This window comes from Uruburuella testudinis (genome assembly GCF_022870865.1).
Classification (GTDB): domain Bacteria; phylum Pseudomonadota; class Gammaproteobacteria; order Burkholderiales; family Neisseriaceae; genus Neisseria; species Neisseria testudinis.
Genome location: NZ_CP091508.1, coordinates 2,787,231 through 2,812,270 on the forward strand (window position 1 = coordinate 2,787,231; position 25,040 = coordinate 2,812,270).

At 47.4% G+C, this 25,040-nt stretch carries 31 protein-coding genes; 4 read left to right on the plus strand and 27 right to left on the minus strand.

What is annotated here, in order from left to right; translation table 11 throughout:
* Positions 1-15: 15 nt before the first annotated feature.
* The 22 genes from infA to rplC form a co-directional block, all read right to left on the minus strand.
* Positions 16-234 carry a translation initiation factor IF-1 gene (infA, locus tag LVJ83_RS12730; protein WP_003684714.1) on the minus strand — a complete coding sequence of 73 codons (219 nt, stop codon included), beginning with the start codon at positions 232-234 and terminating at the stop codon, positions 16-18.
* Positions 235-241: 7 nt separating this feature from the next.
* Positions 242-1,555 (minus strand): preprotein translocase subunit SecY, encoded by a 1,314-nt coding sequence (gene secY, locus LVJ83_RS12735; protein WP_244785026.1) that lies wholly within the window; start codon positions 1,553-1,555, stop codon positions 242-244.
* Positions 1,556-1,568: 13 nt separating this feature from the next.
* The gene (gene rplO / locus LVJ83_RS12740) at positions 1,569-2,003 is read right to left on the minus strand and encodes a 50S ribosomal protein L15 (RefSeq protein ID WP_244785027.1); all 435 of its coding nucleotides are present in this window, start codon (positions 2,001-2,003) and stop codon (positions 1,569-1,571) included.
* Between the two features lies 1 nt (position 2,004).
* The gene (rpmD, locus tag LVJ83_RS12745) at positions 2,005-2,190 is read right to left on the minus strand and encodes a 50S ribosomal protein L30 (protein WP_244785028.1); all 186 of its coding nucleotides are present in this window, start codon (positions 2,188-2,190) and stop codon (positions 2,005-2,007) included.
* A complete protein-coding gene (rpsE, locus tag LVJ83_RS12750) occupies positions 2,183-2,701 on the minus strand; it encodes a 30S ribosomal protein S5 (protein WP_244785029.1) in 519 nt (172 codons plus the stop codon). The genes rpmD and rpsE overlap by 8 nt, the downstream gene beginning before the upstream one ends.
* A 17-nt stretch (positions 2,702-2,718) precedes the next feature.
* Positions 2,719-3,072 carry a 50S ribosomal protein L18 gene (gene rplR / locus LVJ83_RS12755; RefSeq protein WP_244785030.1) on the minus strand — a complete coding sequence of 118 codons (354 nt, stop codon included), beginning with the start codon at positions 3,070-3,072 and terminating at the stop codon, positions 2,719-2,721.
* 13 nt (positions 3,073-3,085) lie between these two features.
* Positions 3,086-3,619: a 50S ribosomal protein L6 gene (gene rplF / locus LVJ83_RS12760; RefSeq protein WP_244785031.1), complete on the minus strand. Its 534-nt coding sequence runs from the start codon at positions 3,617-3,619 to the stop codon at positions 3,086-3,088.
* Positions 3,620-3,632: 13 nt separating this feature from the next.
* Complete coding sequence (rpsH, locus tag LVJ83_RS12765; RefSeq protein ID WP_244785032.1) at positions 3,633-4,025, minus strand: 30S ribosomal protein S8; 393 nt, start codon at positions 4,023-4,025, stop codon at positions 3,633-3,635.
* A gap of 14 nt (positions 4,026-4,039) precedes the next feature.
* The gene (gene rpsN, locus LVJ83_RS12770; RefSeq protein ID WP_244785033.1) at positions 4,040-4,345 is read right to left on the minus strand and encodes a 30S ribosomal protein S14; all 306 of its coding nucleotides are present in this window, start codon (positions 4,343-4,345) and stop codon (positions 4,040-4,042) included.
* Between the two features lie 2 nt (positions 4,346-4,347).
* Positions 4,348-4,887: a 50S ribosomal protein L5 gene (gene rplE / locus LVJ83_RS12775; RefSeq protein WP_244785034.1), complete on the minus strand. Its 540-nt coding sequence runs from the start codon at positions 4,885-4,887 to the stop codon at positions 4,348-4,350.
* A gap of 9 nt (positions 4,888-4,896) precedes the next feature.
* Positions 4,897-5,220, minus strand: coding sequence for a 50S ribosomal protein L24 (rplX, locus tag LVJ83_RS12780; RefSeq protein WP_244785035.1), 324 nt, complete (start codon positions 5,218-5,220; stop codon positions 4,897-4,899).
* Between the two features lie 10 nt (positions 5,221-5,230).
* Entirely contained in the window at positions 5,231-5,599 is a 369-nt protein-coding gene (gene rplN / locus LVJ83_RS12785) for a 50S ribosomal protein L14 (RefSeq protein ID WP_244785036.1), read from the minus strand.
* A 231-nt stretch (positions 5,600-5,830) separates the two neighbouring features.
* A complete protein-coding gene (gene rpsQ, locus LVJ83_RS12790; RefSeq protein ID WP_244785037.1) occupies positions 5,831-6,094 on the minus strand; it encodes a 30S ribosomal protein S17 in 264 nt (87 codons plus the stop codon).
* Positions 6,094-6,285 carry a 50S ribosomal protein L29 gene (gene rpmC / locus LVJ83_RS12795; protein ID WP_244785038.1) on the minus strand — a complete coding sequence of 64 codons (192 nt, stop codon included), beginning with the start codon at positions 6,283-6,285 and terminating at the stop codon, positions 6,094-6,096. Before rpmC ends, rpsQ begins: the two co-directional genes overlap by 1 nt.
* Positions 6,285-6,701, minus strand: coding sequence for a 50S ribosomal protein L16 (rplP, locus tag LVJ83_RS12800; RefSeq protein ID WP_244785039.1), 417 nt, complete (start codon positions 6,699-6,701; stop codon positions 6,285-6,287). Before rplP ends, rpmC begins: the two co-directional genes overlap by 1 nt.
* Positions 6,685-7,383 carry a 30S ribosomal protein S3 gene (gene rpsC / locus LVJ83_RS12805; protein WP_244785040.1) on the minus strand — a complete coding sequence of 233 codons (699 nt, stop codon included), beginning with the start codon at positions 7,381-7,383 and terminating at the stop codon, positions 6,685-6,687. The genes rplP and rpsC overlap by 17 nt, the downstream gene beginning before the upstream one ends.
* Positions 7,384-7,392: 9 nt before the next feature.
* A complete protein-coding gene (gene rplV, locus LVJ83_RS12810; protein WP_244785041.1) occupies positions 7,393-7,722 on the minus strand; it encodes a 50S ribosomal protein L22 in 330 nt (109 codons plus the stop codon).
* An 8-nt stretch (positions 7,723-7,730) separates the two neighbouring features.
* Positions 7,731-8,009, minus strand: coding sequence for a 30S ribosomal protein S19 (gene rpsS, locus LVJ83_RS12815; RefSeq protein ID WP_002215422.1), 279 nt, complete (start codon positions 8,007-8,009; stop codon positions 7,731-7,733).
* A gap of 5 nt (positions 8,010-8,014) precedes the next feature.
* Complete coding sequence (gene rplB / locus LVJ83_RS12820; RefSeq protein ID WP_244785042.1) at positions 8,015-8,848, minus strand: 50S ribosomal protein L2; 834 nt, start codon at positions 8,846-8,848, stop codon at positions 8,015-8,017.
* A 4-nt stretch (positions 8,849-8,852) separates the two neighbouring features.
* Entirely contained in the window at positions 8,853-9,167 is a 315-nt protein-coding gene (gene rplW, locus LVJ83_RS12825; RefSeq protein ID WP_244785043.1) for a 50S ribosomal protein L23, read from the minus strand.
* Positions 9,164-9,784 carry a 50S ribosomal protein L4 gene (gene rplD / locus LVJ83_RS12830; protein ID WP_244785044.1) on the minus strand — a complete coding sequence of 207 codons (621 nt, stop codon included), beginning with the start codon at positions 9,782-9,784 and terminating at the stop codon, positions 9,164-9,166. Before rplD ends, rplW begins: the two co-directional genes overlap by 4 nt.
* A complete protein-coding gene (rplC, locus tag LVJ83_RS12835; protein WP_244785045.1) occupies positions 9,784-10,428 on the minus strand; it encodes a 50S ribosomal protein L3 in 645 nt (214 codons plus the stop codon). The genes rplD and rplC overlap by 1 nt, the downstream gene beginning before the upstream one ends.
* A 281-nt stretch (positions 10,429-10,709) precedes the next feature.
* Between rplC and LVJ83_RS12840 the strand changes: the two genes are divergently transcribed.
* Genes LVJ83_RS12840 through LVJ83_RS12855 form a run of 4 tightly spaced genes read left to right on the plus strand, consistent with a single transcriptional unit; the run spans position 10,710 to position 20,001 of the window.
* The gene (locus LVJ83_RS12840) at positions 10,710-11,990 is read left to right on the plus strand and encodes a restriction endonuclease subunit M (RefSeq protein ID WP_244785046.1); all 1,281 of its coding nucleotides are present in this window, start codon (positions 10,710-10,712) and stop codon (positions 11,988-11,990) included.
* Positions 11,944-13,806: a site-specific DNA-methyltransferase gene (locus LVJ83_RS12845; protein WP_244785047.1), complete on the plus strand. Its 1,863-nt coding sequence runs from the start codon at positions 11,944-11,946 to the stop codon at positions 13,804-13,806. The genes LVJ83_RS12840 and LVJ83_RS12845 overlap by 47 nt, the downstream gene beginning before the upstream one ends.
* Positions 13,806-17,129: a DEAD/DEAH box helicase family protein gene (locus tag LVJ83_RS12850; protein WP_244785048.1), complete on the plus strand. Its 3,324-nt coding sequence runs from the start codon at positions 13,806-13,808 to the stop codon at positions 17,127-17,129. Before LVJ83_RS12845 ends, LVJ83_RS12850 begins: the two co-directional genes overlap by 1 nt.
* 4 nt (positions 17,130-17,133) lie before the next feature.
* Positions 17,134-20,001, plus strand: coding sequence for an SNF2-related protein (locus LVJ83_RS12855; RefSeq protein WP_244785049.1), 2,868 nt, complete (start codon positions 17,134-17,136; stop codon positions 19,999-20,001).
* A gap of 163 nt (positions 20,002-20,164) precedes the next feature.
* On the opposite strand, the gene rpsJ is transcribed toward LVJ83_RS12855, so the two are convergent.
* The 5 genes from rpsJ to rpsL all read right to left on the minus strand — a co-directional run bounded on the left by rpsJ (position 20,165) and on the right by rpsL (position 24,869).
* Entirely contained in the window at positions 20,165-20,476 is a 312-nt protein-coding gene (gene rpsJ, locus LVJ83_RS12860) for a 30S ribosomal protein S10 (protein WP_244785050.1), read from the minus strand.
* Positions 20,477-20,493: 17 nt separating this feature from the next.
* A complete protein-coding gene (gene tuf, locus LVJ83_RS12865; RefSeq protein WP_244785051.1) occupies positions 20,494-21,684 on the minus strand; it encodes an elongation factor Tu in 1,191 nt (396 codons plus the stop codon).
* Positions 21,685-21,767: 83 nt separating this feature from the next.
* On the minus strand, positions 21,768-23,873 hold the full coding sequence (gene fusA, locus LVJ83_RS12870; RefSeq protein ID WP_244785052.1) for an elongation factor G: 2,106 nt from the start codon (positions 23,871-23,873) through the stop codon (positions 21,768-21,770).
* A gap of 24 nt (positions 23,874-23,897) precedes the next feature.
* Entirely contained in the window at positions 23,898-24,368 is a 471-nt protein-coding gene (rpsG, locus tag LVJ83_RS12875) for a 30S ribosomal protein S7 (RefSeq protein WP_244785053.1), read from the minus strand.
* A 129-nt stretch (positions 24,369-24,497) separates the two neighbouring features.
* Positions 24,498-24,869: a 30S ribosomal protein S12 gene (gene rpsL / locus LVJ83_RS12880; protein WP_002218431.1), complete on the minus strand. Its 372-nt coding sequence runs from the start codon at positions 24,867-24,869 to the stop codon at positions 24,498-24,500.
* Positions 24,870-25,040 lie beyond the last annotated feature (171 nt).

Below are 25,040 nucleotides of genomic sequence, written 5' to 3' on the forward strand. Positions count from 1 at the left end.
TTTTCCTTTCGTGAATTATCTTGCTCGGAATACAATACGCGCACGGGTCAAGTCATAGGGAGTCAACTCCACTGTAACTTTATCTCCTGGAGAAATACGGATGTAATGCATCCGCATTTTTCCGGAAATATGACCCAACACAACGTGATCGTTTTCCAATTTTACTTTGAATGTTGCATTTGGCAGAGTTTCTAAAATCTCGCCTTGCATTTGTATGGTATCTTCTTTAGCCATAAGTTTCTTATTTACGTGATAATGATTTCATATCAGAACGCTTCATGAGATGCTCATATTGTTGAGTTACCCGATATGAAGCAATTTGTGTGCTGAAATCCATGGTTACCACGACAAGAATCAACAAAGATGTTCCACCTAAGTAAAAAGGAACATTTAAGGCTGTTGTCAAAAATTCAGGTATCAAACAGATAATGGTAATATAGAGCGCACCAAAAAAAGTCAGTCGCAATACCACTTTTTCCAAATATCTGGAAGTCTGCTCACCCGGACGGATACCAGGAACAAAAGCACCACTTTTTTTCAAATTTTCTGCCATCTCACGCGGACTGAATACCAATGCCGTATAAAAGTAGCAGAAGAAAATAATGGTCGCTGCAAACAATAAAATATAAACAGGTTGGCCATGCTGCAACATGCCCGCTATTTTATACAGCCAGCTATCCGTATTGTTCGATCCAAACCAACTCAACAATGTTGAGGGGAACAAAATGATACTTGATGCAAAAATAGGCGGAATCACACCGGCCATATTCAACTTAAACGGCATATGGGTATTCTGCCCCTGCATTAATCTGTTCCCCACTTGTCGTTTGGCATAATGAATCGGAATTTTACGCTGTGCACTTTCAAAATACACCACAGCATAAATCAATATCAGAACACCTATAACAATCGCCACCGCCATGAGCATACTCATGGATCCTTGACTGGTTAAAGTGAGTAACTGGGCAATTCCAGAAGGAATGCCTGCAGCAATACCGGCAGTAATAATCAGAGAAATACCGTTACCTACACCTCTTTCCGTCATCTGCTCGCCCAGCCACATTAAAAACATTGTGCCGGTTACCAAACAAACAACTGTAGAGATATAGAATTCAAGCTGAGATGCAACCACTACACCTTGCTGAAATACAAATGTAGCAACGCCAAAGCTCTGCAAAATTGCTAATACAACCGTACCATACCGCGTATATTTCGTAATAATTCTGCGACCTGCTTCTCCTTCTTTTTTTAAAGCTTTCAAAGAAGGTAAAATTTCCGAAGCTAACTGCACAATAATAGAAGCTGAAATATACGGCATAATACCGATAGCAAAAATACTAAAGCGCTCGAGTGACCCGCCGGAGAACATATTCAGCATACCGAGCATGCCACTGCTTGCGCTTTCGTATAGCTCAGCTAAAGCGGCTGCATCTACACCCGGAACAGGAATATGAGCACCAATACGAAACACGATTAATGCTCCTAACAAAAATAGTAACCGTTTTTTCAAGTCACCGAATTTTGCCAGTCCTGATAAAGATTGTTGATTAGCCACTTATATCCAAGCCTTATTCTTCGATTTTTCCGCCAGCTGCTTCAATAGCAGCTTTTGCACCTTTGGTTGCTTTGATGCCTTTTAGCGTAACAGCCTTGGCAATTTCTCCTGAAGCAATAACCTTAACATTCAAGATATTTGCACCAATGATCCCGGCTTGTTTCAATGCCAATACATCGATTTCGTCAACAGCCACCAGAGCCAATTCACTCAAACGCACTTCAGCATTACTTGCCGCAGTCAGTGACTTGAAGCCGCGCTTCGGCAAGCGGCGTTGCAAAGGCATCTGACCGCCCTCAAAGCCTACTTTATGGAAGCCACCAGAACGGCTTTTTTGGCCTTTATGACCACGACCGCCAGTTTTACCCAAACCGCTTCCGATGCCTCGACCCACACGACGTTTTGCGTGGGTTGAGCCTTCTGCCGGCTGAATTGTATTCAAAAACATATTATGACTCCACTTTCAAAAGGTAGCTGATTTTATTAATCATGCCACGATTTTCGGGGGTATCCAATACTTCAACGGTATGTTCGCGATGACGCAAACCCAAACCGCGAGCACAAGCACGATGTGACTCAATAGTACCGATTAAGCTTTTAGCCAAAGTCACTTTAATCTTTTTTTGTTCACTCATGATCAGATCCCAAAATATCTTCTACAGTTAAACCACGTTTTGCAGCAATATCTGCAGGTGTGTATAACTTCGACAAGCCATCCAGGGTTGCACGTACGATATTGTACGGGTTAGTCGAGCCATGAACTTTTGCAGAAATATTATGAACACCCATTGCATCAAAAACTAAGCGCATCGGGCCGCCGGCTTTTACACCACTACCCTCTTTTGCAGGTTGCATAAAAACTCGGGTAGCACCATGACGGCCAATCACTTCATGGTGAATCGTGCCGTTTTTCAACGGTACTTTAATCATTGAACGACGAGCTTGATCCATTGCTTTTTGTACGGCAACCGGCACCTCTTTGGATTTACCCTTGCCCATACCAATGCGGCCATCACCATCGCCAACTACAGTCAAAGCAGAAAAGGCCATAATGCGACCACCTTTAACCACTTTGGTTACGCGGTTCACGGCAACCATTTTCTCAATTAAGCCATCGCCGCGTTCTTCAATTTCATGTTTTGCCATCTCAGGTCTCCAATCTGTTAGAAGCTCAAGCCATTTTCGCGAGCAGCTTCAGCCAACGCTTTTACACGGCCGTGGTATTGAAAACCAGAGCGATCGAAAGCAACTTTTTCTACACCGGCTTCTTTTGCCTTTTCAGCAATCCGTTTGCCAACCAAAGCCGCTGCTTCGATATTGCTGCCTGATTTTAAGCCACCACGCACTTCAGCTTCTAAGGTAGAGGCTTGAGCCAATACTTTATCACCTTCAGCACTAATTACTTGGGCATAAATGTGGTTGTTTGTGCGAAATACACACAATCTCACCATTTTCAAATCCGCAATACGGGCACGGGTTTTACGTGCGCGGCGGAGTCGGGTTACATGTTTATTCATTAGTGAGCCTCAATTATTTTTTCTTGGTTTCTTTCATTACCACCACTTCGCCAACATAACGAACACCTTTACCTTTATAAGGCTCCGGCGAACGGAATGCGCGAATTTCAGCAGCAACTTGACCAACCGCTTGTTTATCAGCACCGCTCAAAACAATCTCTGTTTGTGACGGTGTTTGCACAGAAACACCCTCGGGCATTTCATAAACAATCGGATGAGAGAAACCTAATGACAAATTCAGTGTTTTGCCTTGAGCCTGGGCACGATAACCCACACCAATCAGCTGAAGTTTTTTCTCAAAACCCTCAGCAACACCTTTTACCATATTGCTCACCAATGCACGAACAGTACCGGACATAGCATTTGCATGCTTGCTGTCGTTTGTGGCGGCAAAAGTTAACTGGCCATCATTCAATTCAATCGCAACGTCAGCAGTCAAAGGAAACGCCAACTCGCCGTTCTTGCCTTTTACTGTTAATTTATCTGTTCCAAATTTTACTTCTACGCCAGCAGGAACAGTCACTGGATTCTTAGCTACGCGTGACATAAATATTCCTCCATTAGGCTACGATGCACAACAGCTCGCCGCCAACGCCTTCCGAGCGGGCTTTGCGGTCAGTCATGACACCTTTAGAAGTGCTAACGATTGCTACACCCAAACCATTCATCACAGTAGGAATGTCGTTAGAACCTTTATAAACACGCAAACCAGGACGCGAAACACGTTTGATTTGTTCGATTACCGGACGACCCGCGTAGTATTTCAATTGAATTTCCAAAACGGGTTTTGCATCTGCTGAAACTGCGAAGTCCTCAATATAACCTTCATCTTTCAAAACCTTAGCAATGGCGCATTTCAGTTTTGAAGACGGCATAGCAACAACAACTTTATTGGCGCGTTGTGCATTGCGGATACGGGTCAACATATCGGAAATAGGATCATGCATACTCATTATTAATACTCCTATTACCAGCTGGCTTTAATTACACCCGGAATTTCGCCACGCATAGCGATTTCACGGATTTTAATACGACCCAAACCGAATTTACGGAATGTGCCACGGGGACGTCCGGTCAGCGCACAACGGCGACGTTGGCGGACAGGAGCTGCATTACGCGGAATTGCTTGAAATTTCAAACGTGCCTCAAAACGCTCTTCATCAGTAGCATTTGAGTCATTAATAACAGCAAAAATCGCTTCACGTTTAGCGGCATATTTTTTTGCCAATGCAGCACGCTTCAACTCACGATTAATAAGTGCTTTCTTAGCCATGATTATCCTTTAAACGGAAATTTAAACAACGACAACAGCGCTTTCGCTTCTTCATCGGTTTTAGCAGTGGTTGTAATAGTAATATTCAAGCCACGCAAAGCATCGATTTTATCGTATTCGATTTCCGGAAAAATAATTTGCTCACGAACACCCATATTGTAGTTGCCGCGACCATCAAATGACTTACCACTAACACCACGGAAGTCACGCACACGGGGCAAAGCAATAGTTACCAACCGATCGAGAAACTCAAACATTTGTTCACGACGCAGAGTTACCTTGCAACCCACCGGATAGTTATCACGGATTTTAAAACCAGCAATAGATTTACGGGCAACAGTTACCACAGGCTTTTGACCTGCAATTTTCTCCAAATCAGCGACGGCATGCTCCATCACTTTTTTGTCTGCAACCGCCTCACCCACACCCATATTCAGGGTAATCTTTTCAATACGCGGCACTTCCATAATTGATTTATAGCCAAATTGCTTCATCAATTCCGGAACGACAGTGCCATTATAAAACTCTCTCAAACGAGCCATGTTATCTCCTTAAGCACCAATGGCCGAACCGTTGGATTTGAATACACGAACGCGCTTAACTTTGCCCTCGCCTTCAACCAATTTAATACCCACACGGTCTGCTTTTTTTGTTTCAGGATTAAAAATGGCAACATTAGAAATAGCCAAAGGCATATTTTTCGTAACGATACCACCTTCAACACCACGCATAGGATTCGGTTTTTGATGACGTTTGGCTACATTCACACCCTCTACCACAACCTTATCACCCAAAACGCGAATCACTTGGCCTTGCTTGCCTTTATCTTTACCGGCAATCACAATGATTTGATCACCTTTAATAATTTTGCTCATTGTCGCTTCCTTACAATACTTCAGGCGCCAATGAAACGATTTTCATAAATCGTTCATTTCGCAACTCACGGGTTACCGGGCCAAAAATACGCGTGCCCAACGGCTCAAGCTTGTTATTCAACAATACTGCGGCATTGTTATCAAACTTGATCAAGGCACCATCAGGACGACGTACACCTTTCGCAGTACGAACAACAACAGCACTATATACATCGCCTTTTTTTACACGGCCACGTGGCGCTGCATCTTTTACTGCAACTTTAATAATGTCGCCAACAGAAGCGTAGCGACGCTTGGAGCCGCCCAACACTTTGATGCACATTACACGGCGCGCACCAGAGTTGTCAGCCACATCCAAGATGGTCTGCATTTGAATCATGTCATTACCTTTAAATAAACCAACTTAATTTACCATTTTCAGACGGCCTCCAAGCTTAAAAATAAGCTAACAAGCCAATCTGAAACCTTTGCGGTTCCAGTAAACCAGTCTTGGGCCCCGAAGGGAGAATACTTCCAGAGAGAAACTGAAAGATTAAGAAACGAAGTTTACAGCCAAATTTAATTTGCTGCAAGACTTCGTTTCTATTAAAGCACTAATCTGTATCAAAAATTAAACAGTTTGTGCTTTTTCTACCAGCTCTTTCACAACCCAAGATTTGGTTTTTGACAGCGGACGGCTTTCCTCAATCACAACCACATCACCAATGCCATATTGGTTCTGCTCATCATGAGCGTGGATTTTAGTAGAACGACGAATAATTTTACCGTACAAGGGATGCTTCACCTTACGCTCAACCAGCACTGTCACGGTTTTTTCCATCTTGTCGCTTACCACTTTGCCTTGCAAAGTACGAACATTTTTAATTTCGCTCATTACTTAGCACCTTTTTCTTTTAAAATGGTTTTAATACGAGCAATATCGCGACGCACTCTTTTTAACTCACTGGGTTTTCCCAATTGACCGGTAGCATTTTGCATACGCAGACCGAATTGCGCCTTCAGCAAATCAAGTAAATCAGCATTCAATTGCTCAACAGATTTGTCTTTCAATTCATTCGCTTTCATTATTGACCTACCTGTCTTACTACAAACACAGTCGGAATCGGCAGCTTGGCAGAAGCCAACTCAAATGCCTCACGAGCCAGAGACTCCGGCACGCCATCCATTTCATACAACATTTTACCCGGTTGGATCTCTGCCACATAGTATTCAGGAGAACCTTTACCGCCACCCATACGTACTTCTGCAGGTTTGGCTGTAATAGGCTTGTCTGGAAATACACGAATCCAAATTCGGCCACCACGCTTGATGTGGCGAGTCATGGTTCGGCGAGCCGCTTCAATCTGACGCGCAGTCAAGCGACCGCGACCCACAGCTTTCAAACCGAATTCGCCAAAGCTGACTTTATTACCGCGGGTAGCAATACCGGTATTACGGCCTTTATGCTGTTTGCGGTATTTCATTCTAGTTGGCTGCAGCATGACGACCACCTGCCTTTCTTTGTCTCTTTTCTTGCTCGGGTTTGGCTTGAGCTTTCTCAGCACCTTCGCCGGTATACACCCAGACCTTCAAACCCAATACACCATAAGTAGTATGCGCTTCGCTGGTTGCATAGTCTACGTTTGCACGCAAAGTATGAAGCGGTACACGGCCTTCACGATACCATTCGCTACGGGCGATATCTGCACCATTCAAACGGCCTGAAGTCATGATTTTGATACCTTTGGCACCAACACGCATGGCATTTTGCATAGCCCGCTTCATAGCTCGGCGAAACTGCACACGCTTCTCCAATTGCTGAGCAATACCATCGGCAATAATTTGCGCATTCAGCTCCGGCTTGCGGATTTCTTCAATATTAACGTGTACCGGCACGCCCATCAGGGCTTGCAAATCACGTTTCAATATTTCGATATCCTCACCTTTTTTGCCGATTACCACACCAGGGCGGGCCGAATGAATGGTAATACGTGCAGATTTAGCCGGACGTTCGATTACAACACGACCAACAGAGGCATTTGCCAAGCGCTTGCGCAAGTAGTTACGAACATCAATGTCTTGTTTCAAAACAGTAGAAAATTCATTACTTTTAGCAAACCACTTAGACGACCAATCTTTGGTTACCGCCAGGCGAAAGCCTGTAGGGTTAATTTTTTGTCCCATAGCTTTTCCTTAATTGCCCACTGTCACACTGATATGACAAGTTTGTTTTTCAATGCGGTTACCGCGGCCTTTGGCACGAGCTTGAAAGCGTTTCAGGCTGGGGCCTTTATCCACAAAAATGGTAACAACTTTCAATTCGTCGATATCAGCACCTTCGTTATGCTCTGCATTCGCAATAGCTGATTCCAGCACTTTTTTAATTAACTCAGCACCTTTTTTAGGGCTAAATGCCAAAATATTCAAGGCTTGGGCAACGTCTTTGCCACGAATCAAATCTGCAACCAACCGGGCTTTTTGTGCAGAAATACGGGCGTTTTTATGTTGTGCATTAACTCTCATGATTCACCTTATTTCTTTTTAGCCTTTTTATCAGCCAAATGGCCTTTAAAGGTACGGGTCAATGAGAACTCACCCAACTTATGACCAACCATATTGTCGCTGATAAATACCGGCACATGCGTGCGGCCGTTATGAACAGCGATGGTCAAGCCGATAAAATCGGGTAAAATGGTAGAACGACGCGACCAAGTTTTAATTGGGCGCTTATCATTGCTTGCACGAGCCGCATCTACTTTTTTCAGCAAATGCAGGTCTACATATGGGCCTTTTTTCAATGAACGAGCCATATTAATTAACCTTTATTTGAGTAACGGCGGCGAACAATCATATTGTCCGTGCGTTTATTGTTACGGGTACGGTAACCTTTAGAAGGTGTGCCCCACGGGCTAACCGGCTCACGAGCCTCACCGGTACGGCCTTCACCACCACCATGCGGGTGATCAACCGGGTTCATCACCACACCGCGAACGGTCGGGCGAATACCGCGCCAACGATTGGCACCGGCTTTACCGATTTTTTTCAGACTCTGCTCTTCATTACCGACTTCGCCGATAGTAGCACGGCAATCTACATGGATTTTACGCACTTCACCTGAGCGCAGACGCACTTGAGCATAGATACCTTCTTTAGCCAGCAACACAGCAGAAGCACCGGCAGAACGTGCAATTTGCGCACCCTTACCCGGCTTCATTTCGATACAGTGGATAGTGGTACCAACCGGAATGTTGCGGATCGGCAGAGTATTGCCGACTTTAATCGCCGCTTCAGCACCAGACACCAATACTGCACCGGCTTGAATACCGCGCGGTGCGATAATGTAACGGCGCTCACCGTCGGCATAGCACAACAGTGCGATAAATGCAGTACGGTTCGGATCGTATTCAATACGTTCAACTTTAGCCGGAATACCGTCTTTATTACGTTTGAAATCCACCACACGATAATGCTGCTTATGACCACCACCTTTATGACGGGTAGTGATATGGCCGTTATTATTGCGGCCGGCAGTAGAGTTTTTCTTTTCAACCAGCGGTGCGTAAGGCGCACCTTTATGCAAACCTTCTGCCACAACGCGAACCATGCCGCGACGACCAGCAGAGGTAGGCTTCATTTTTACAATAGCCATCGACTTATTCCTTATCTGCAGCTGCAGCAGTGGCTTCCACATCGATCTGTTGACCGGCAGCCAGGCTTACGTAAGCTTTTTTGACATCGCTGCGGCGACCAATGGTACGACCAAAGCGCTTGGTTTTGCCTTTGGTGGTCACAGTAGTTACTGAAGCCACTTCAACATTAAATAACAATTCAACAGCAGCTTTGATTTCCTGCTTGGTTGCATTAGGCAACACTTTAAATGTCATTTGATTATGTTTTTCAGCCAACAGGTTGCTCTTTTCAGAAACAACAGGAGCCAAAATTACTTGCATCAGGCGTTGTTGATTCATACCCATTGCTCCTCTAACTGTGCAACTGCATCTTTAGTGATAACCACTTTTTTATAACGCAGCAGGCTGTACGGATCGGCTTGTTGTGCTTCCAAAACCATTACATTGGGCAGATTGCGCGAAGACAGATATACGTTTTCATCCAATTGCTTGGTAATAAACAATACTTGCTCCAAGCCCAAGTTTTTCACTTGTTCGGCAAACTCTTTGGTTTTCGGGGTAGCAGCTGATAATTCATCAATCACAAACAAACGTTCGTCACGCACCAATTGCGACAAAATCGCAGCCATGCCGGCGCGGTACATTTTACGGTTTACTTTTTGAGTAAAATTTTCAGACGGCTTGTTCGGAAAAGCACGGCCACCACTACGCCAAATCGGAGATGAAGTCATACCTGAACGCGCACGGCCGGTGCCTTTTTGACGCCACGGTTTTTTAGTGGAATGATTGACCTCAGCACGCGTTTTTTGAGCACGGTTACCTGAACGGGCATTTGCCAAAAATGCAGTAACCAATTGGTGCACCAGCGCTTCATTGTATTCGCGGGCAAACAAGGCATCAGAAGCAGCAAGGCTACCGGCAACCTGTCCTTTAGCATCAATTACTTTCAATTCCATTACGCACCTACTTTCACGCTGGGACGTACCACGACGTCGCTGTTTACCGCACCGGGAACGGCACCTTTTACCAACAGCAGCTGACGCTCTGCGTCTACACGCACAACCTCGAGGCATTGAACTGTTGATTTGGTATTACCGTATTGACCGGCCATACGCTTACCCGGAAACACACGACCCGGATCTTGGGCTTGGCCGATAGAACCAGGCACACGATGCGAACGCGAGTTACCATGAGAAGTACGTTGAGAACCGAAATTATGACGCTTGATAGTGCCTGAGAAACCTTTACCCTTTGAGGTACCGGTAACATCAACCAACTGACCGGCTTCAAACATGGCAACGGTAATTTCATCACCCGCCTTCAGCTCGCCCAATTTTTCTTCAGATAAAGCAAACTCAACCAAGCCGCGACCAGCTTCCACACCCGCTTTTGCGAAGTGGCCGGCTTCAGCCTTGGCTACGCGATTGGCTTTTTTCTGACCAAAGGTAACTTGAACGGCTGCATAACCGTCAGTATCTTTGGATTTTACTTGCGTGACGCGGTTGGCAGACATGTCCAACACGGTTACCGGAACAGATGCACCCTGTTCGTTAAACACGCGGGTCATACCTACTTTGCGCCCAACCAGACCTAAAGTCATGATTATTTTCCTTTTAAATAAAGGGGCGGGCTACGATTGGCCCACCTTCGGACAATGATAAAACTTGGCACAAATGCGCCAAGCTGGTTATTATAATACAGTTTTTCTAAAAATATCAACAACAACTCATTATTTATCCCGAGGCCGTCTGAAAATACCGACAACGCGTTCAGACGGCCTTTCACACATATCCATTTTTTGTTAATAATCGTTAAAAAAATACTGTTCCGTTTGATTATTCTATTTTATGATAGATACTTTTCCATCTTCCTATATCCGTCATGACCACCCTCACCGAACTCACCCACAAACTGGAAAACATTTTCCAAATCGACCGTGCCGATCTTGATTTCGGCATTTACCGTATCCTAAACAGTCGCAGTCGTGAAATCAGCAGCTATCTGAACCAAACCCTGCCAAAAGCGGTGCAAAGTGCTTTTGCCGAACGTCATGCCGCCGCACTTGAACAATGGCAACAAGAGCTTGACAACCTAATCCAAACACTGCAAGCCGCTGGTGTCGCCCCTGACACCAGCCCCAAAGTGCACGACTTGAAGCATAAGATTCAGACGGCCTCGCAAGCAAGTTCAGCTGATGAAACAGCGGTATACAACCACCTCTACACCTTCTTCTCACGCTATTATGACGAAGGTGATTTTATCAGCCAACGCCGTTATAAGGGTGACACCTATGCCGTGCCGTATAGTGGTGAAGAAGTGCTGCTGCACTGGGCAAACAAAGACCAATATTACACAAAATCAGGCGAAAACTTCAGCAACTACCGCTTTGCCTTGGGGGATGACCGTCAAGTATTTTTTCGTTTGGTGAATGCCGACACCGCCAAAGATAACCGCAAGGACAACAACGCCAAGCGCGTGTTTGCCCTCGCCGACTACCGTGCAGCCGAAATGGATGACGATGGCGAAATCATCAGTGATGAAGTTCTGCCCATCAGCGAAACCGACAACGGCCAAACGCTACAAATCTGCTTTGTATACCGCGCGGCGGATAAGAACGCCAAGCAAGATGATTTCAGCCGACAGGCGATCGAATCTATCCTTGCCGACAGCCGTGTAGACGTTGAGTGGCGTGATGCCTTAAACAAACACGCGCCTACCGCCAAGAATCCCACCCGCACTTTGCTTGAGAAACACTTAAGCCACTACACCCAAAAAAACAGTGCCGATTATTTTATCCATAAAGACTTAGGCGGATTTCTCACCCGTGAGCTGGATTTCTATATCAAAAACGAGGTGATGCAGCTTGACAATATCCAATCCGCCGACAGCTTCGCCCGCATTGAGCGGGGTTTGCGTCTGATTCAGACCCTGCGCCGCATTGCCCACGACATCATCGCCTTTTTAGCGCAATTGGAAAATTTCCAGAAAAAACTGTGGCTGAAGAAGAAATTTGTCACCGCCGGCAGCTATTTGATTACCTTAAACCAGATTCCCGCCAAACTGCTGGATACCGTATTCGCCAATGCCAAACAGCTTGAGGCATGGAAAAATCTCTTTGCATTCAAACAGTTACCCCCCCCGCGATTTAATTTCTGTTGTTGAATCAAACCCTTATCTGGTGGTCGATACCGCACTTTATCCGCCCCAGTTTCAAGCCGAGCTGCTCTCCGAACTCTCTCTTAATCTTTCAGACGGCCTTGATGCCGCCACCGATGGCGTGCTGATTCATGCCGACAATTTTCAGGCACTTAATCTGCTGAAAACCCGCTATCGTGAGCAGGTGAAATGTATTTATATTGATCCGCCTTATAACACGGGAACAGATAACGATTTTATATATAAAGATAGTTATCAGCATTCAAGTTGGGCGAGCATGATGTCTTGTCGCTTTGATTTAGCAAAAACTCTGATGAACACTCATTCTGGCATCTGGGTTAGTACCGATGATGGTGAATATGCCCGCCTAAATATGATTATGGAGAACACTTTCGGTGGTAGTAACTTTGTTACTGATGTTATTTGGAATAGCCGAAAATCAGTATCTAACGATGCTCTTATTTCTGGAGCAATCAATCACACGACTTTCTTTGCCAAAGATAAATCTATTTTAGAGACTTATAAAAAAACGTTTAGACTACCTGAAAGTACCGATGGATTTTCAAATCCTGATAATGATCCTCGTGGTTTATGGAAACTCGACCCTTTAGACGCTCCAAATGTTCGAGCAAATTTAAGCTATGGCATTATCAATCCGCAAACTGGTGAAATCTTTTTTCCACCGGAAGGTAGGTGTTGGCGATTTGAAGAACCATTTGTTCAAGAGCTAATTAAAGATAAGCGTATTTTGTTTGGGCGGACAGGAAGAGGAAAACCTGCATTCAAGCGCTTCTATGAAGATGCTAAAGAAAAAGGGAAAACACCGACAACTCTATGGGATGATGTTGGAACAACAACTAATGGTACAAAATTATTACACACTCTCTTTAAAGACGTTCTCTCCAAGGACGAACTGAATAAAATCAAGCCCAAGCCATTTGAGTTTATGCAGAAAATTTTTCAGCTTTACCGTACAGATAAAGCTATTTACCTCGACTACTTCGCCGGTTCCGGCACCACGGCCCATGCCGTCATCAACTTAAACCGTGAAGACGGCGGCAAACGCAAATATATCTTGGTGGAACAAGGCGAGTATTTCGATACCGTATTAAAACCACGCGTGCAAAAAGTGGTGTACAGCGAGAATTGGAAAGACGGCAAGCCGATGCCGTCTGAAAACGGTACGGAAGCCAATCCGCATAACGGCGTGCCGCAAATCGTTAAAGTATTAAAACTCGAAAGCTATGAAGACACGCTGAACAATCTGCATTTAACAGACAACTCGCCACGGCAGTTGTTTGAAGATTTGCCCGAGCCTGCCCGCCAAGCGGTGCAGACCGATTATCTGCTGCATTATATGCTTGAGCATGAGGGGCGTGAATCGCTGCTGAATATTGATGATTTCAGACGGCCTTTTGATTACCGCTTGAATATCGCCACTTCTTCGGCAGGGGCGTTTAGTGCGCAGGTGATTGATTTGGTGGATACCTTTAATTATCTGATTGGGCTGACGGTGATCGCCATTGATGATCAGCGTTATACACGTGGTTTTGTGTTTGTTGAAGGGCGTCTGCCTAATCAGCACGAAGATGATAAAACGCTGATTGTGTGGCGCGATTGTGAAAAATGGGACTACGATCAACTGCCTGAACTGCTTGCCAAGCGAGACATCAATCCCGCCGGCCATGAATATGCACAGGTGTATATCAATGGCGACCACAATATCGCAACCGTGTGGGAAGAGGCATTTGCCGGCAGCTTGAAATTAAAGCCGATTGAGCCTGAATTTTTGCAATTGATGTTTGCGACGGAGGCGGTGTAATGGCGAGTTTTCACGACCATTTGATTGTTAACCGCTGGCTGTTGTCGCTGTTTCACCAAACCGATTTGCAGGGTTTGAAGCAGCGGCTGGGCGGAGATACCGCTGAACATGAGGCCGGCGATGGGCAAACGCGTTATTTTCATGCCTTAACCGGTGTTTTGCATTTTGAGCATGACACCCCGCTGACCGAGCTTGATTTGCGCCGTTATGATTTGAATGTCAATGCCCACTGGCTCAAAATTACCGAAGCACGCAACCGTGAATCGGGGCATGCGTTGCAGATGAAGTATTTTCAATATTTGTCGCTGTTGTTTAGCGAAATTTATTTGGATTGGTATTTTAACCGCAAAGCCGACCTTCAGACGGCATTAAATAGCCAATTGGCGCAATACCGCAAGGAACGGCATGCCGAACCGCTGCAAGATTTTTGTCTGGATGATTTAAACAAAATTGCGTTTTGGAATGCGACCGGCAGCGGCAAGACGCTGCTGATGCATGTGAATATTTTGCAGTATCTGCATTATTTTTCAGACGGCCAAGACAATGTGTCGCCCGATAAAATCATTGTCTTAACCCCGAATGAGGGCTTGAGCCGCCAGCATGTTGCTGAATTGTGGCAGTCGGATTTCGATGCGGCGCTGTTTGACAAAAACCGCAGCGGCAACAAGTTATTCCGCCATCAAATTGAAGTCATCGACGTCAATAAACTGGGCGACAAACACGGTGATAAAACCGTGGCGGTGGAGGCGTTTAGCGGCAACAATCTGGTGCTGGTCGATGAAGGGCACCGCGGCACCTCGGGCACTGAATGGCTGGCTCGGCGTGAGGTGTTGGTGCGCGGCGGTTTTGCCTTTGAATATTCGGCAACGCTGGGGCAGGCAGTGAGCGGCGGTAAAACGGTGACGGAGCAACTGGATGACATCCGCAAGAAAAAAGCCCTCCCACACTTTGGTGTGACTAAGCAAAGCGAGCTCTCCAAAGAGCAAAAAAAGCAAATCAAAGAACTGCCCATTACCGAGGCGGAAATGCAAACAGCACGGCAAACGGCGGTGTTTGAAGTGTATGCCAAAGCTGTGATTTTTGATTACTCTTATAAGTTTTTTTATGCCGACGGCTACGGCAAAGAAAGCCTGATTCTGAATATGGAAGACGAGGCGTATCAGCGGCATGATAAGCTGTATTTTACCGCCTGTCTGTTGGCGTTTTATCAGCAGCTGTATCTGTATGAAACGCAGGCAAGCCGTCTGAACGTTTGGAATATCGAGAAACCGCTGTGGGTGTTTGTCGGTAATAAAGTTGCCGATGATGACAGCGATATTTTGGCAGTGATTCGTCATTTGGCATTTTTTCTCAATCATCCTGAAATCGTGCAAAACTGGCTGGGCGATTTGCTTAACGACCGTGCCCGGATTTTGGACAAACATGGTAACAACATCTTTTTGCAGCGTTTTGTACCGCTTATGGGGAAATTCGAGAACACAACCGCACTTTATACCGATATGTTGCACAGGCTGTTTCATGCAACGCACCACGGGCGTTTGCAGTTGCGCCATCTCAAAAAAAGCGACGGCGAATTGGCGTTGTCGGTGGGCGGTCACGGCAAACCGTTTGGTCTGATCAATATCGGCGATGCGGCAGGATTTTTGAAAACCGCTGAAGCGAATGCTGATTTTGACAGCGGTAGTGATGATTTTGCCGAAGGGTTGTTTGGCGGTATCAATGCCAAGACAAGTCCGGTGAATCTGCTGATTGGCTCACGCAAGTTTACCGAGGGCTGGTCAAGCTGGCGGGTGTCGACCATGGGTTTGCTGAACATGGGGCGCAGCGAGGGCAGCCAGATTATCCAATTGTTTGGGCGCGGGGTGCGTTTAAAGGGGCGGGATTTTTCACTTAAACGCAGCCTGCCAGAAGAGCGTCGCGGCCAAGCATGCCAAGACCTGCACTTAGACAAGCTGGAAACGCTGAATATCTTCGGCGTGCGCGCCAGCTATATGGACCAGTTCAAAAAATACCTGCAAGAAGAAGGCATTACTCCGCCTGATGAAATGCTGATGCTGGATTTTAAGGTGCGGCCGAACTTACCGAAAACCAAGCTCAAAACCCTACGCCTCAAAGACGGCTACAAAGACAACCAAAAACAAGGCTTCAAGCGTACTCAGAATGTGTGGCTGTATGAAGTGCCGCACGAGTGGCAAGGCAAAATCAAACCGCCACATGCCCTGCTCGACCGCTATCCCCGTGTACAAGCGTTAAGCAGTGCCGGTGCGAAAACCCGCGAATCGATCTATGAACAACGTGAAATCCACCGCCTCGATTCACGCTGGTTTGAGTGCTTTGATTGGGATGCTATCTACCTTGCCCTGTTAGACGACAAACTCAAACGCAGCCGCAACAATCTGCGGTTGGACAAAGGCCGTCTGAAAGCTTTTGCCCTGCAAAACGACTGGTACACGCTGTATATTCCGGCCGGTGAGCTTACGGTCAACAGCTTTTCCGATATTCAAAAACAGCAAGCCTTGCTGATTGATTTGCTGCTGATTTATACCGAGGTGTTTTATAGCCGCTTGAAGGGGGCGTATGAAGCACAGTTTTATGAAACGGTGTGGGTAGATGAAGACAACGGCTCGATGCAGAATCATTATCGCTTTGAAATCGAACCGACTGCCGAGGGCTCGGAATATGAAAAACGGTTAAAAGAGCTGAAAAATTTTGTCGAATCGGGCTGTCTCAAGGAAGCATTGGGCTGGAACGATGGCGGTAATATCGAGGCGATTTGTTTTTCACAGCATTTGTATTATCCCATCATAACGCTGCAAAATCGCGACACATTACCCCTGAAAATGCAGCCGCTGGCGATGGATGAGAGCAGCGAAATTCGTTTTGTACACGATTTGCAAAAGGCTCATGAATCCGGGGAATTAAAGGCGTGGAGCGGCGGCAAAGAGGTGTATCTCTTACGCAATGCCGCCAACAAGGCTAAGGGGTTGGGCTTTGCTTTGGCCGGCAATTTTTACCCTGATTTTTTATTGTGGCTGGTGGATAGCAGCAGTGGTAAGCAGTGGCTCAGCTTTATCGACCCCAAAGGCATTCGTCAAATGGACTTATCCGACCCTAAATTCGGCTTGGCGGAAGAAGTCAAAAAACTGGCACAAGATTTAAAGCTGGATATGACGCTGAACAGTTTTGTGTTGTCGGTTACGGCACAAAAAGATTTACTCAATGCTTCCGCTTTAGGCGATGACTTTTTCAGGCAAAAGCAAATTTTGTTTATGGAGCAACAAGACTACTTGAAGCAGATGTTTGCAATGATTTTAAAGGGGTAAAACGATGCGGATAAGCGCCCACCAAGCCAAATATTTCGCCCACGAGCTGATTTGCCGTAAAAGCGGTGATGATGTAGAGCGGCTGTCATCTTCACTGTTTGATGCCAAAGTGGATTTAAATCCGCATCAGATTGATGCGGCGTTGTTTGCCCTCAAAAATCCGCTACAAGAAGGCGTGATGCTCGCCGATGAAGTGGGTTTGGGCAAGACCATTGAGGCGGGGCTGGTGTTGTGTCAATTATGGGCAGAACGCAAACGCCGCCTATTGGTGGTCTGCCCCGCCTCACTGCGCAAACAGTGGGCGCAGGAGCTAAACGACAAATTCGCCTTGCAAGCGCAAGTGGTGGATAAAAATGCACTCAAGGCATATGACGGCTCATTGCCGCGCTATCTGCACGAATGCCCCCCACACGTGATGGTGATATCTTATCCGTTTGCGGCCCGCCATGCTGATACGCTTGCCATCGAGCATTTTGATTGCGTGGTGTTGGACGAAGCACACAAATTGCGTAACGCCCATAAAAGCAGTAATAAAACCGGACAGGCTTTGCGCCGCGCCTTCAGGGGGCGTAAGAAAATCCTGCTCACCGCCACGCCGCTGCAAAACTCGCTGATGGAGCTGTATGGATTATCCACGCTGCTCGATGAGTATTTGTTTGGTGATGAAAAGCTGTTTCGCAAACAGTTTATCAGCCAAAATAACACCGGCGAACTGCAAACCCGGTTAAGCAATTTTGTCAAACGCACGTTACGCAAAGATGTGACCGAATACATCCGCTACACCCGACGTCATACGCTGACACAGCGCTTTACCCCCACCGATGCCGAACATGCCTTGTATGAGCAAATCAACGCCTTTTTACAACGCGAACAATCCTATGCCCTACCCCGCAGCCAACGCCATTTACTCGGGCTGATTTTGCGCAAACTGCTGGCATCCAGCCCGCTGGCGGTAGCAGATACACTCAACACTATTGCAGGCCGTCTGAATAACTTGCAGCAATCTGCCGTCAGCACAGATTTATTTGAGCACATTGCCACAGAAGAAGAGGACTTTTCCAGTGATTACGATGATTGGGAAGAAGACGAAACACAAAATAACGAACAGAATGAAATGCCGTCTGAAAGCGCCATCAACATTCCGGCGCTACAGGCCGAACTCACCGAAATCCGCCAATTTATCACCCACGCGCACAACCTAAGCACCGACAGCAAAGCTACAGCCTTATTACAAGCCCTGCAAAGCGGCTTTGCCAAAATGCGCGAATTGGGTGCACCTCAAAAAGTGATTGTGTTCACCGAATCGGTACGCACACAGCAGTATCTGTTTGATTTTTTGAACCAACACGGCTATCAAGACCGGATGGTGTTGTTTTCAGGCAGCAATAACCATCTGCACGCAAATACCGCCTATCGACAATGGCTCACGACACATGAAGGCAGCGACCGTATTACCGGCTCGCCGGCGGTGGATAAACGCTCTGCCCTAATCGACCATTTCAAAGAGCATGCCCAAATCATGATTGCCACTGAGGCTGCCGCTGAAGGGGTGAACCTGCAATTTTGCTCGCTACTCATCAATTATGACTTACCGTGGAATCCCCAACGGATTGAGCAGCGTATCGGACGTTGTCACCGCTATGGGCAGAAATTTGATGTGGTGGTGATCAACTTTTTGAACGAACGCAACGAAGCCGACAAGCGTGTACTCGAATTGCTGAGCGAAAAATTCAATCTGTTTGATGGCGTGTTTGGTGCATCGGATGAGATTCTCGGCCGTATTGAAAGCGGGCTGGATTTTGAAAAACGCATTGCCAAAATTTATGACACCTGCCGCACTCCGCACGATATTCAGGCAGAATTTGATCAATTGCAACAGGAATTACAAACCGATATTCAGGCAGCCATGCAAAAAACCAACCATCAACTGCTCGATCACTTTGATGAAGATGTGCATGACCGCCTCAAGCTGCAATTAAACGTCAGCCAAGATCGACTCAACCACATCAGCCGCTGGTTTTGGCTTTTGACCCGCCATGCCCTTGCCAACCATGCCGATTTTGATGAAACGCACAAAAGTTTTCATCTGCACAGCCTACCGGCACCGCACTTGCCACCCGGGCTTTATCGTTTGCTGCATCAAAACCAACCGTTAAACGGCGTATGGCATGATTACCGCCTCAGCCACCCACTGGGCGAATGGTGCATCGAGCACAGCCTGAATGCAGACACCCCGCCTGCTTTCTTAACCTTCGACTATCAACACCATCCGACCCGAATCAGTGTTTTGCAGCAAAAACAAGGGCAAAGCGGCTGGCTGCAACTGGATAAAATCCACTTTCAATCTGAAGCGGAACACAAAGAGCAGCTACTGTTTACCGCCCGTAGTGACGACGGTGAATGGCTGGATGAGGACTTTTGCCGTAAGTTACTCAGCCTTAGCATTGCGGCAAACGAACGGGCAGACAACGTTCCCGCAGACATCGCCGCCAACGCTGCCCAAGCCGTCTCCGCCGCCATCGCCAAACAGGCCGAGCAGGAACATCGCCTGCTTAAACAAGAAAGCGAGCGCCTGGAGAAATGGGCGCAAGACAAAATTGCCGCCGTCAAACAAACGCTTGACGATACCGGCGAGCAATTGCAACAAGCCAAACGGGAAAAACGACATGCTGCCACTTTAACCGAGCTTGCTGAGTGCGAACAAAAAGTCAAAGAGCTGGAACAAAAACGTCGTCGGCTGCGGCAGAAAATGAATGATGATGAAGATGAGATTGAACAGCAACGTGACGAACTGATTGATGCCATTAACGCTAAGCTGCAGCAACGTAGTGACAGCAGTAAAGTATTTTGCCTGCGCTGGCGGATTGTTTAATTGCATTCATATGGTATAGATTATGCAAGCAGCCACGCACAGCAGCTGCCTATTCAGCATATCGTCTCCCGACTCAGCAACGTTTGCAAAATGTTGTAATAAGCACCTATCCAACCAATAAAAAAGCCCAAACATTTCTGTTTGGGCTTTTGATTAACAAAGCTTATTGTACTTTGATTTCCACGTCCACACCGGCCGGCAGATCCAACTTCATCAATGCATCGGTAGTCTTATCAGTCCAGTCCACGATGTCCATCAGGCGCAAGTGGGTACGGATTTCCAATTGTTCACGTGAAGTTTTGTTCACGTGCGGCGAACGCAGGATGTCGAAACGCTCGATTTTGGTCGGCAGCGGAATCGGGCCTTTTACAACGGCGCCGGTACGCTTGGCAGTTTCAACGATTTCTTGCGCAGAGCGGTCAATCAGGCTGTAATCGTATGCTTTCAAGCGGATACGGATTTTTTGGTTTGCCATTTGTCTATATCCTTAACTTAAGCGATTACAGAAGATACCACACCGGCACCTACAGTACGGCCGCCTTCGCGAATCGCAAAGCGCAAACCTTCTTCCATGGCGATCGGGGCAATCAGCTCTACGGTGATGGCCACGTTTTCACCCGGCATTACCATTTCCACGCCTTCGCCCAAGGTTACCGCGCCGGTAACGTCGGTGGTGCGGAAGTAGAATTGCGGACGGTAGTTGGCGAAGAACGGGGTATGACGACCACCTTCTTCTTTGCTCAGTACGTATACTTCGGCTTTGAATTTGGTGTGCGGGGTAATGGTGCCCGGCTTGGCCAATACTTGACCGCGCTCTACTTCTTCGCGCTTGGTACCGCGCAGCAATACGCCCACGTTGTCACCGGCCTGACCTTCGTCCAGCAATTTGCGGAACATTTCCACACCGGTACAGGTGGTTTTTTGGGTGTCTTTCAGACCAACGATTTCGATTTCGTCGCCTACGTGGATGATACCGCGCTCTACACGACCGGTTACCACGGTACCGCGGCCTGAGATTGAGAATACGTCTTCAATCGGCAGCAGGAAGGGTTTGTCTACGGCACGTTCCGGTGTCGGAATGTAGCTGTCCAGTGCATCAGCCAAAGCGAAGATGGCAGGTTCGCCGATGTCTGAAGTGTCGCCTTCAAGGGCTTTCAGAGCGGAGCCTTTGATGATCGGGCAGTCGTCGCCCGGGAAGTCGTAGCTGCTCAGCAGGTCGCGGATTTCCATCTCAACCAATTCCAGCAACTCTTCGTCGTCAACCATGTCGCATTTGTTCATGAACACGAGGATATAGGGTACGCCTACTTGGCGGGCCAACAGGATGTGTTCGCGGGTTTGCGGCATGGGGCCGTCGGCAGCAGAACATACCAAGATTGCGCCGTCCATTTGAGCGGCACCGGTAATCATGTTTTTAACGTAGTCGGCGTGACCCGGGCAGTCTACGTGAGCGTAGTGGCGGGTTTCGGTTTCGTATTCTACGTGTGAGGTATTAATGGTAATACCGCGGGCTTTTTCTTCCGGGGCATTGTCGATTTGGTCGTAGGCTTTGGCCGCGCCACCGAATTTTTTTGACAAAATGGTGGTCAATGCTGCGGTCAATGTGGTTTTACCATGGTCAACGTGACCGATGGTGCCAACGTTTACGTGCGGTTTGCTCCGCTCGAATTTTTCTTTAGCCATGAGCTAATTCCTTTAAATAAAGAACGATTAAAGATCAAATGTAAGGGGTGGCCGTCTGAAAGGTTTCAGACGGCCTATTCAGATTAGCCTTTACGGGCTTCTGTTACTTGCGAAGCAATGTGTGCCGGTGCTTCGGCATATTGCTTAAACTCCATAGAGTAGGTGGCACGGCCTTGGGTGGCTGAGCGCAGGTCGGTTGAGTAACCGAACATCTCTGCCAGCGGCACTTCGGCGCGGATTTTTTTGCCGCCGATACCGTCATCGTCCATACCTTGAACAATGCCGCGACGACGGTTCAAGTCGCCCATCACATCGCCCATATACTCTTCAGGGGTTTCTACTTCAACAGCCATCATCGGCTCCAGCAGTGCCGGAGAGGCTTGGCGCATACCTTCTTTAAAGGCTTGCGAAGCGGCCAATTCAAATGCCAGCTGCGAAGAGTCAACATCGTGATAAGAACCGAATACCAAACGGATACGCACATCTACCACTGGGAAGCCGGCAACCACACCGTTGGGCAGGGTGTCGCGGATACCTTTGTCAACAGACGGGATGAATTCACGCGGAATCACACCACCTTTGATTTCATCGATGAATTCGTAGCCTGTGCCACCCGGCTCCATCGGCTCCATCTCAATCACAACGTGACCGTATTGACCTTTACCGCCGGATTGTTTGGCGTGTTTGTATTCAGCTTTCACGGCTTTGCGGATGGTTTCACGGTAAGCCACTTGCGGTGCGCCAATGTTGGCTTCCACAGCAAACTCACGCTTCATACGATCCACAATAATTTCCAAGTGCAACTCGCCCATACCCGAAATAATGGTTTGGCCTGACTCTTCATCTGTACGCACGCGGAAAGACGGGTCTTCCTTAGCCAAGCGGTTCAGAGCGATACCCATTTTCTCTTGGTCGGCCTTGGTTTTCGGCTCAACGGCAACGTGGATTACCGGCTCGGGGAATTCCATGCGTTCCAAGATAATCGGTGCACCTTCGGCACACAAGGTTTCACCAGTGGTCACGTCTTTCAGACCAATGGCAGCAGCAATGTCGCCGGCGCGAACTTCTTCAATCTCTTCACGGTCATTAGCAGTCATTTGCACCAGACGGCCGATACGCTCACGAGTGCCTTTAACCGAGTTGATTACGCTGTCGCCTGATTTCAACACGCCCGAATAAACACGGATGAAGGTCAGGTTACCGACGTATTTGTCGTTCATCATTTTGAACGCCAAAGCCGAGAACGGTGCATCATCGCTGGCTTCACGGCTGTCAACCTCTTCCGAATCCGGCTTGGTACCTTGCACCGGCGGAATATCGGTCGGTGCAGGCAGCAGCTCAACAACGGCGTCAAGCATACGTTGCACACCTTTGTTTTTAAAGGCAGAGCCGCACAGCATGGGCTGAATTTCACCAGCCAGCGTGCGTTGACGCAAAGCTGAAACGATTTCTTCTTCAGTCAGCTCATCACCACCGAGGTACTTGTCCATCAGCTCTTCAGATGCTTCTGCTGCTGCTTCAATCATGTTTTGACGCCACTCTTCAGCAGTATCGGCCAAATCAGCAGGAATGTCACCGTATTCGAAAGTTACACCTTTGTCGGCTTCGTTCCAAATAATGGCTTTCATTTTAACCAAGTCAACCACGCCTTCGAAGTTGTCTTCTGCACCCACCGGAATCACGATCGGTACCGGATTCGCACGCAAGCGGGTTTTCATTTGTTCAACTACGCGGAAGAAGTTGGCGCCTTGGCGGTCCATCTTGTTTACAAAGGCCAAACGCGGCACTTGGTATTTGTTGGCCTGACGCCATACGGTTTCAGACTGGGGTTGTACGCCGCCCACTGCGCAGTAAACCATTACCGCGCCATCCAATACACGCATAGAACGCTCAACTTCTACGGTGAAGTCAACGTGTCCCGGGGTATCGATGATATTGAAGCGGTGTTCTTTAAACTGCTTGGCCATACCCGCCCAGTAAGACGTTACGGCTGCAGAAGTAATGGTAATACCGCGCTCTTGTTCTTGCTCCATCCAGTCAGTGGTGGCTGCACCATCGTGCACCTCACCCAATTTGTGGGTCAGACCGGTGTAGAACAGAATACGTTCGGTAGTAGTGGTTTTACCTGCATCAATATGGGCAGAAATACCGATATTGCGGTACAGGCTGATCGGGGTTTTACGAGCCATTTTGGTCGCCTTTCTAAATCGGGATTAGAAGCGGAAGTGTGAGAATGCTTTGTTGGCTTCTGCCATGCGGTGCACCTCTTCGCGTTTTTTCATCGCGCCGCCACGGCCTTCGGCCGCATCAATCAGTTCACCCGCCAGGCGCAAATCCATAGATTTTTCACCGCGTTTGCGGGCTGCATCACGCACCCAACGCATTGCCAGAGCCAAGCGGCGTGAAGGACGAACTTCAACAGGAACTTGGTAGTTGGCACCACCGACACGGCGGCTTTTTACTTCCACAACCGGTTTGGCATTGGCAATAGCGGTGTTGAACACTTCAATGGCTTCTTGGCCGGTTTTTTTCTCAATTTGCGCCAAAGCACCATAAACGATGCGTTCTGCAACCGATTTTTTACCGTCAATCATCAAAACGTTCATGAATTTAGACAACTCTACGCTGCCGAATTTCGGATCCGGCAATACGTCGCGCTTGGGGACTTCTCTACGTCTTGGCATTTTAAATTTCCTTTAGTCTATTCAGTTGGGGCATGCCCATGAGCATTTATCGAAACGCTCACTTACTCGGCCGCATTTTTTCAATTCAGACGGCCTACGTGCCTTAAATAATCTGTGTTGCGCCCTGCATTATTTAGGACGTTTCGCACCGTATTTAGAACGGGCTTGTTTACGGTCTTTCACACCTGCGGTATCCAAAGAGCCGCGAACGGTATGGTAACGCACACCCGGCAAGTCTTTTACACGACCGCCGCGAATCAGCACCACGCTGTGCTCTTGCAGGTTATGGCCTTCACCGCCGATGTATGAAATGACTTCGAAACCGTTGGTCAGGCGAACTTTACATACTTTACGCAATGCAGAGTTCGGTTTTTTCGGAGTAGTAGTGTACACACGGGTACACACGCCGCGTTTTTGCGGACAGGCTTCCAGTGCAGGCACTTTGTTTACGTACACGGGCTTTTGACGGCCTTTGCGTACCAATTGGTTAATAGTAGGCATTTTTTCTCGTTCCTATTGAGTGAAATACATTGCAGGCACCATGCCAGCAAGAGCGGAATTATAGCCTCTTTGCAAATACCGAGTCAACAGGCCGTCTGAAAAATGGTTTAATGCTCAAGATATTAACGACTTTATGTTGCACTCAAATGACACTTTTATATCCGCCTAAAA

Bases quoted from the DNA above. Each gene is read 5' to 3' on its own strand.
- infA (WP_003684714.1), bottom strand. From the start codon at position 234: ATGGCTAAAGAAGATACCATACAAATGCAAGGCGAGATTTTAGAAACT.
- rplO (WP_244785027.1), bottom strand. From the start codon at position 2,003: ATGTTTTTGAATACAATTCAGCCGGCAGAAGGCTCAACCCACGCAAAA.
- rpmD (WP_244785028.1), bottom strand. From the start codon at position 2,190: ATGAGTGAACAAAAAAAGATTAAAGTGACTTTGGCTAAAAGCTTAATC.
- rpsE (WP_244785029.1), bottom strand. From the start codon at position 2,701: ATGGCAAAACATGAAATTGAAGAACGCGGCGATGGCTTAATTGAGAAA.
- rplR (WP_244785030.1), bottom strand. From the start codon at position 3,072: ATGAATAAACATGTAACCCGACTCCGCCGCGCACGTAAAACCCGTGCC.
- rplF (WP_244785031.1), bottom strand. From the start codon at position 3,619: ATGTCACGCGTAGCTAAGAATCCAGTGACTGTTCCTGCTGGCGTAGAA.
- rpsH (WP_244785032.1), bottom strand. From the start codon at position 4,025: ATGAGTATGCATGATCCTATTTCCGATATGTTGACCCGTATCCGCAAT.
- rpsN (WP_244785033.1), bottom strand. From the start codon at position 4,345: ATGGCTAAGAAAGCACTTATTAATCGTGAGTTGAAGCGTGCTGCATTG.
- rplE (WP_244785034.1), bottom strand. From the start codon at position 4,887: ATGGCTCGTTTGAGAGAGTTTTATAATGGCACTGTCGTTCCGGAATTG.
- rplX (WP_244785035.1), bottom strand. From the start codon at position 5,220: ATGAGCAAAATTATTAAAGGTGATCAAATCATTGTGATTGCCGGTAAA.
- rplN (WP_244785036.1), bottom strand. From the start codon at position 5,599: ATGATTCAAATGCAGACCATCTTGGATGTGGCTGACAACTCTGGTGCG.
- rpsQ (WP_244785037.1), bottom strand. From the start codon at position 6,094: ATGAGCGAAATTAAAAATGTTCGTACTTTGCAAGGCAAAGTGGTAAGC.
- rpmC (WP_244785038.1), bottom strand. From the start codon at position 6,285: ATGAAAGCGAATGAATTGAAAGACAAATCTGTTGAGCAATTGAATGCT.
- rplP (WP_244785039.1), bottom strand. From the start codon at position 6,701: ATGCTGCAGCCAACTAGAATGAAATACCGCAAACAGCATAAAGGCCGT.
- rpsC (WP_244785040.1), bottom strand. From the start codon at position 7,383: ATGGGACAAAAAATTAACCCTACAGGCTTTCGCCTGGCGGTAACCAAA.
- rplV (WP_244785041.1), bottom strand. From the start codon at position 7,722: ATGAGAGTTAATGCACAACATAAAAACGCCCGTATTTCTGCACAAAAA.
- rpsS (WP_002215422.1), bottom strand. From the start codon at position 8,009: ATGGCTCGTTCATTGAAAAAAGGCCCATATGTAGACCTGCATTTGCTG.
- rplB (WP_244785042.1), bottom strand. From the start codon at position 8,848: ATGGCTATTGTAAAAATGAAGCCTACCTCTGCTGGTCGTCGCGGCATG.
- rplW (WP_244785043.1), bottom strand. From the start codon at position 9,167: ATGAATCAACAACGCCTGATGCAAGTAATTTTGGCTCCTGTTGTTTCT.
- rplD (WP_244785044.1), bottom strand. From the start codon at position 9,784: ATGGAATTGAAAGTAATTGATGCTAAAGGACAGGTTGCCGGTAGCCTT.
- rplC (WP_244785045.1), bottom strand. From the start codon at position 10,428: ATGACTTTAGGTCTGGTTGGGCGCAAAGTAGGTATGACCCGCGTGTTT.
- LVJ83_RS12840 (WP_244785046.1), top strand. From the start codon at position 10,710: ATGACCACCCTCACCGAACTCACCCACAAACTGGAAAACATTTTCCAA.
- LVJ83_RS12850 (WP_244785048.1), top strand. From the start codon at position 13,806: ATGGCGAGTTTTCACGACCATTTGATTGTTAACCGCTGGCTGTTGTCG.
- LVJ83_RS12855 (WP_244785049.1), top strand. From the start codon at position 17,134: ATGCGGATAAGCGCCCACCAAGCCAAATATTTCGCCCACGAGCTGATT.
- rpsJ (WP_244785050.1), bottom strand. From the start codon at position 20,476: ATGGCAAACCAAAAAATCCGTATCCGCTTGAAAGCATACGATTACAGC.
- tuf (WP_244785051.1), bottom strand. From the start codon at position 21,684: ATGGCTAAAGAAAAATTCGAGCGGAGCAAACCGCACGTAAACGTTGGC.
- fusA (WP_244785052.1), bottom strand. From the start codon at position 23,873: ATGGCTCGTAAAACCCCGATCAGCCTGTACCGCAATATCGGTATTTCT.
- rpsG (WP_244785053.1), bottom strand. From the start codon at position 24,368: ATGCCAAGACGTAGAGAAGTCCCCAAGCGCGACGTATTGCCGGATCCG.
- rpsL (WP_002218431.1), bottom strand. From the start codon at position 24,869: ATGCCTACTATTAACCAATTGGTACGCAAAGGCCGTCAAAAGCCCGTG.